2 protein-coding genes and 1 pseudogene are annotated in these 6,996 nt (G+C 53.9%); 1 reads left to right on the forward strand and 2 read right to left on the reverse strand.

Translation table 11 applies throughout. The features are described from left to right. Window positions 1-40 precede the first annotated feature (40 nt). Both NB063_RS31620 and NB063_RS31625 read right to left on the reverse strand, forming a co-directional pair. Window positions 41-1,585, reverse strand: a pseudogene (locus NB063_RS31620) (sulfatase family protein). A 177-nt stretch (window positions 1,586-1,762) separates the two neighbouring features. Beyond that, entirely contained in the window at window positions 1,763-4,801 is a 3,039-nt protein-coding gene (locus NB063_RS31625; protein ID WP_250933781.1) for a GH116 family glycosyl hydrolase, read from the reverse strand. 920 nt (window positions 4,802-5,721) lie between these two features. On the opposite strand from NB063_RS31625, the gene NB063_RS31630 reads away from it, so the two are divergent. After that, window positions 5,722-6,885: an alpha/beta hydrolase gene (locus NB063_RS31630; protein ID WP_250933782.1), complete on the forward strand. Its 1,164-nt coding sequence runs from the start codon at window positions 5,722-5,724 to the stop codon at window positions 6,883-6,885. Window positions 6,886-6,996: the final 111 nt, after the last annotated feature.

Raw genomic sequence — 6,996 nt, forward strand, 5'->3', positions numbered from 1 at the left:
TACCGAATCACTTCTATGTACCTGCTTAACGCCCCTCCCGTTACCTTTCCTGTCGATAAGTTTTCAGCAATGCTTTCATTTCCTGCACAACTTCAGGGTATTGAGAATAGAGATTCTTCGTTTGGCTCACATCGGCCTCGAGATCGTAGAGCTGGGCTGGCGGCGCACCCTTTTTGATCTTTCCGTTTTCAATGTCGCTATTTTCATTGCCAACAAATGCAACTGCGGCCGGGCCACCGGCGCCATGAGTGCCTAGTTTACCTTGAAAGCCGCCACTTCCCTGGTTCGGGATGTACATCCATTTGCCTTTGCGGATCGAAACCTGACCGGGCTGGCGAGGGATCAGCACGAGACTTTCCCTTACTGGTGCGTCGGGATCGCCAGTCAAGGCCGACAGCACATTGATACTGTCGCCGATCTGATCCTCTTCGACAGTCTGGCCCGTAATCGCCGCAAAAGTCGCCAGCATGTCCACGCTGCTGATCAACTGATCGGATACAGAATCAGATTCAATTTTCCCCGGCCATTTGGCAATAAACGGCACCCGCTGACCGCCTTCCCAAACTCCGAATTTAAAACCGAGCAAGTCACCATTCTGACGATGACCGGCGGCGAACGCATCCTGTCCGCCGCGATTAAACATGCCGCCGTTATCGCTAGTCACGATGACCTAGGTGTTTTCGGTCAGTTCATTCTTCTCAAGGCACTTCATCAGCTCACCAACCATCCAGTCGAACTCATGTATGAAATCGCCGTAGAGTCCTGCCTGGCTTGTGCCTTTAAACCGCGGGGCCGGGGTGAATGGATGATGAATATTGGTCGTCGGGAAATAGAGGAAGAAGGGTTTTTGTTGATTGCTCTCGATCCATTGAATTGCTTTCTCCGTCAGGAGCATGCCCGTTTTTTCATCGTCGTAGATGGCATGAGCCCGTTTGGCGCCTCCCACCTTGTTCACCGTCTTCTGACTGGCTTCCGGAGGATAGGTGGTTGTTTTTGAATATGGCTTTTGGAAGGTAATGGGATCACTCGGATCGTAGCCGACAATGCCGTCGTTCTCGACATAGACATACGGATAACCGCTATTTACTTTCGGCACGCCGAAGTAGTAATCGAACCCCAGCTCCAGTGGTCCTGGGCGCAGCGGCTTGTTCCAGTCAGTCTTACCCGTCCCGAAACCGAGGTGCCATTTACCGATCGCGGCCGTGGCATAGCCTTTGTTTTTGAAAAGCTGCCCGAGGGTCAGGTTGTCGGTATCAATCAGCAGGGACTGAAAATGGCCGCAGGGGCCCCAAATGCCTTTGCCTCCGTTTGCACGAAATGGATACTCGCCGGTCAGCAGCCCATAACGCGACGGTGTGCAAACCGCCGATGCCGAATGCGCATCGGTAAAGCGACGCCCTTCTGATGCAATCTTGTCGATATGGGGTGTTTGTACTTTCGTTGCTCCATAACAACTCAGATCACCGTACCCCAGGTCATCAGCAAAGATCAAAACGACGTTGGGCGTATCTGATGCACATGCCGTTGTCGCCCAGACGAAACTCGCTAGTCCTAGCACCAAGCGAGCAAAAATTTTGTCTTTCATGTATCTCTTACCTGTCACCCTGTTGAATCTTTGGAATGCCTTCGAAGTGGTGGCTTCCAGCCGCCAGGGATCGCTCGCTAACGTTGCACCGATGGTGGCTAGCCAACGCTTCATAAAATCACGCTGATGGCGGCTAGAAGCCACCACTACGCAAAATGCGCGAACCGCTCTGTCGCGTTAACGCAGTTCGATGCTGAGAGCATTGCCGGCATCAATGGTAGCTGGAGTATCAAGTTCAATCGCGGTGTTTTCGTCATTCTTAACCAGTTTTGCCTTCAGCGATTCTCCGTTCAGCGTCACCGCAACCGTTTCGGCTTTTAGATTCCCCGGATTCAGCTTGATCGACTGCAGTTTCACGCTGCCCCAATTCACGCTGATAGCCGCCTTCATCGAATTTTCGTCAATCTTTTGGCTGAACGTGCCCCAGCCTTCCGCCGCAGTGAAAGGTGCGCGGAAGTTTTCGGGATGGATCACCGGGGCAAATCCGATCGTTCCGGCGGGACCATTGTATTCAAATCCGCAGGCAGCCAGGAAACTGCCGTACGAGGCCATCGCGCGGGCATAGAAATCGGAAAACTCAATTTCGTTGTAGGGATTGCGTTTTGCTGGCGCATAGCGGTCGTGGATGGTTCTCATGATCGCCAAACCCTTGGTCAACAGTTCGGGATCGCGCTCGGCAATCATGTGAGCAGCGAGTTGATGCTCGAATCCCGACATGACTTCGTTAAAGTAGCCATAGGTCCAAAAATCGCGTTGCTTCTCGTTGATGCCACCGTTGGGCCAGGAACACATGATCACACCGGCGTCACCTTTCCAAGCATAGAAACGACCTTTTCTAAAAACTTCGCGGAACTGCCCGACATCGGTTACGTAGTTGTATTTCCAAATGGCATTGAGCGCGGAGCGAATGTGCTGCTCGTTGTAGAGACGTCCAAGTCCGACTTGGTTGGCCCAGAACTGGCCGTAGACTTGGTCAATGTAAACGCCGGGGCCGACCCCGATTGCGTCGGCGTGGTTCGGATCTTCGATCTGTACGTAGTACTCCCCGTTGTAGAGCTTCTCGATATTCCTGCTACCCATTGCATAGGTATCGCGGCAGAGTTTTTCGAATTCGGAATCGCCCGTGACAGCAGCCATCTCTTCGCCGGCACGCAATGCCGCAAGATAGAGCGAACAGAGCACGTGTACTTTTCCGTACCACTCCGCATCGAGCGTATTGTGCTGCATGCCGTCCAGGAGCCCGTCGTAGGCGTCGTCGTTTTTGTCGAACTCGATCAGGTAATTGAGCGCCTTTTTAATCGACGGCCAGTTACGTTTGAGGAAGCGGTCGTCCGCCGACATTTGGTGCTCGCGGTAGGAACGCAACACCGTCCCGCACTGACCGTCGATCGCAATCGCGTTGCTCTTCGAGGGACGGAACGGAACGCCTCCGTCAGGCAGTTGATATTTCTCGAAGTCTGTTACTTCTCGCAGGTTTCGCTCCAATGACGGGAATAGGCGGGCCATCGCCTGAGCGTAGGCCCAAACGTGTGTGCAGGTACCGGCTCCGGCCCCGATGCCTTCCCAGGCCCAAAAGCGGTCACCGGCGAATTGCAGGTTGGCGGTTTGCATCGTGCTCGCGGGGGCCATCGCGCGGTCGATGAACCACTGAGGCAGCGTCGTATCGTTCCAAGTATCGGCCCACAGGTGGGTGTGCGAAGAGAGTCGCTCGAATTCGCCCACGACATAGTCAGCGACCTCCGCGGCATCACTGAACTTTTTGCTATACGCATCATGGCCGAAATGCCACGTGATCAGGAACGGGATATCTCGACGCTCGCCCGGCGCCAGTTCAACCGAAACACGCAGGCCGTTGATGCCGTCTCTCATGATGGGCATGGCGTCGCTAACCACGGTCAGTCCCAACGTTCCCGCTTTATTCTTCCCCGCCTTTGGCAGGCTAAGGGAAAATCCGGTGGCTCCGTCAATGGACTCGGTCTGTAATTTGGCGTCCCGCTCTGGCACCCCGAGCCAGCCGTCGAACTCAATCGAAACCGATTTCGAGGATTCGTTGATCAGTGTATAAGCCATGACTGTGGCCGGAAGTTTTGAGTCTTCGACGTTCAATGGAATAAAGGGAGAAAACGCCTTCAGCTCAACGCTGACCGGCGATGCCGAATCGGTGAAGCTCACGTTTCCAACTGGCCATTGGCCTTCAAACTCAACCGTATCCCAATCGTCGGAACCCAGTTGATACTCCGCGCCCCCTGTTAGTTTCAGGGCGAAGCCGCTCTTCACAGGCGGTGGGAATTTTTCGACCGTCGGCGGGTTCATGAAGTTCGCGCCGTCATGCACGCGAATCGTCTTGCGTAATCCGTTTTTGAAGCCGATGTAGCCTTCTGGCAATTCAACGTCCTGTTTGACCAGCCCCATCGGCTGAGCTCCAAAAATATCCCAGACATACAGCTGTCCCGCACCATCGATGACCAAAGAGCCGCAAGCAATTCCGCCAACGGGCATGCCGATGTATTTGAGTGAGTCTTCTTCTTTCGAACCGCGAATGGCCGCGTCTGCCCTGTGTCCACGCTGCGTCAAGGACTCGACCCATTCTGGATCCAATTGCTTTTCAGTGGGAATCGTTTTGCGATACAAAGCCGCCGTATCGCCCGAATCATTTGAAGCTGCGGAAGGTTCTTGTGCGGATGGGAGAGTCACCCTGCCGGCAAGCGTTAAGACGGGCGAAGATAGGTCCCACTGCGAGGCAAGGGTTTCGTTTTTGAAACGAAAGACAGCGTATCGATTGGTCAGCGAATCAGCAGGAAGCTTTATGTTCGCAGCAAAATGATTGGCCTTCGGGGAAAGAGGCAAACTGACCATCGCGGGCGCCGCGTTCCACTGCCTCCCGCTCTGCACAGTGAGTTCACCCGCCGCGGACGTTCCCAGGTATTCAACGGTCAGTCCGGCTGGTTTGCCCGAAAAAACCTTCAGGTTGCCCGACAACGAAACGCCTTCGGATTGAAGTTCGCCTGTGGAGTAACCGGACATATCAAAGATCGCAATTCCTGTGAACTCGATCTGGCCGTTTCTATGATGACCAAACCGGATCAGGTTCTCGTTCACCTGCGGATTGCCGTCTACGACGAAATACGTTCCAGAATCGGTTGCCGGACCGGCCATCGCTGCCGCAGAGAACAGCAGCACACACATGCTCCATAAAACTGGCTTTGCCGTCTTCATTCGTTCTTTCCTCGAGTTAAACAATTGCTCTGTCCATCGTGATCCGCTTTCGAGTGAATGGTTTTCTTCTGGACAGCCATCTGGCGGTCTCAAGTGGACGTGCGACCTACTGCACGTTCTTCCCAATTCGATTTCCAGCGCCGACGTCTTTCCTGGCGAATTCAAGATGTTTCAATAACATATTCGAAAAACGCGGTTACCGCTTTAGCCGCACGACTCCACTATGACGAAGCCGAGCTAGCGAGAGCGTGGAAAAGGGGCGGGCGGCCACCGTTTGGCGAAGGTAGCGACATATGATTCGTGCTCTATCTAGCCAGTGCGTAGGCTCGCAAGAACCGCAATGGTGAGGGACAAATCGTCACTGATGGCAAGAGCAACGAAGACGCACTTTATTGAGCCTGAAGAGGATTCCAAACTTAAGGAAGCTCGGAATCAGAAAGTGACGAATCACCGCAGTTCACGGCGAAGATTGCCGACTGAAAGTCATGCTGTCGCAACGACTCCACATGCGATTGCCAACGTGGGAGCAGTCGCTTGAGCTTCATTGCGATTTCGTGTCGAGATGGGATGTTCGCGGATCATTTGCGGCCGCAGCACCGAGACACCGGTCTTTTTGCACGTTGACGGGGTTGTGTATTTGATGGATGCCCTTGGCCCTTCCACCCAGGTCTTGAGTGCTACCACGGCGTTCAGCGAACGGTCTGCCCAATCAGGTTTCGTATCAGAATAGACGGCAATCGGTTCGTCGAGTCCGTTCGGTTTGTTATCGTGGGGAGAGATTATCGGCTTTTTATCGAACGGCCACGCGAGGATGGTGTTGGACGCCAGTGGCACTCCGCAGGGTTCGTACCAAACGTTTTCAATCTAGTTTAGGCACAGCGATGGCAGCCAGGTTCGTAATAGCGGTTCTCGGAATACTATTGGCTCCCGCTGTATTGCCGGCGCAAAACGTCGCTGAGCGGCTCATCAATCGAATGAAGAGTGATGACAAGAACGGTGATGGCAAGTTGACGCAAGCCGAGTTCACTGGTCCGGATCGGTTGTTCCAGCAACTCGATGAGGATGGCGATGGAGTGTTGGTGCTAGCCGAGGCGGCGCAGAAGCTGAAGATGCTTCGAGAGAGAATCGGTGAGATTCGAGACCTGAATGCCGGGAACACAGATGCCCGACCGCAACGCATGGTGCCTCGTCAACGCACGCCTATCATTTCTGGAGTCGGACGTCGGCAGGTGAAGCCGGATTATGAAAACGTGCGGTATAGCGATCATGAGCGTCATGTTTTTGATGTTTACGCAGCTAAGACGGAGGGGAGCGAACCGGCGCCGTGCATGATTTGGATTCATGGTGGAGGATTTCGGAGAGGCGACAAGTCCGAAGGGAGCTTGTTTTCGACCAACTTCACATCCAATGGAATCCATTTTGTGACTCTTAATTATCGGTTGAGTCAGCATGCGATCGCGCCAGCGTGTTTTGATGACTGTGCCCGTGCGTTGCAGTTCATTCGGCTCAATGCGGAGAAATGGAATATCGATAAGTCTCGCATCGCCGTGGGCGGCGGTTCTGCCGGTGCCGGTCTGGCGCAGTGGATTGGGTATAACGACGACCGTGCCGACCCTTCGGCGGTCGATCCCGTCGCACGTGAGTCGACCAGAGTTTCAGCCTTGATCTTGCTCAACGCCCAGACGTCGTACGACTATCGGTGGATCAAAACGCATATTCCCGGTGAAGCTTGGAAGGGCGACGGGTTGCAGGAACTGTTTGGATATCAAGTCGAAAAGGTTGACGACCTTTCGGAAGAAAAGCATCGGTTGATCGAGGAGTATTCTCCCATCAATCATTTCACCAAAGATGATCCGCCGAGTCTGTTCTACTTCCGGCGGTCTCGCGATCCGTCGATTGCAGAGAAGAATCCCATGGACGGAATCCATCATCCGATCTTTGGTCTGGAGTTGAAGAAACTCGCAGACGAAATGAATGTGAGGTGCGATGTGTTTTCAGTCGAGAGCCCGACGGATCTCGCGTTCTACAATCGAAGATGGGATCACGCGATCGGGTTCTTGAAAGAACGTTTCGAAATGAAGTAGTGCTGCGCCGGTTCACGTCTTTGTGGTAGCCGAACCGGACGAGTTTCGAGATGGAAGTTGGTTGCAGTGGCTACCGTATTCGTAGCTGAGGTGTAGGCCGGACCAAGGAGC

The organism is Aporhodopirellula aestuarii (assembly GCF_023701485.1).
In the GTDB taxonomy this organism is placed as follows: domain Bacteria; phylum Planctomycetota; class Planctomycetia; order Pirellulales; family Pirellulaceae; genus Rhodopirellula; species Rhodopirellula aestuarii.

Bases quoted from the DNA above. Each gene is read 5' to 3' on its own strand.
- NB063_RS31625 (WP_250933781.1), bottom strand. From the start codon at position 4,801: ATGAAGACGGCAAAGCCAGTTTTATGGAGCATGTGTGTGCTGCTGTTC.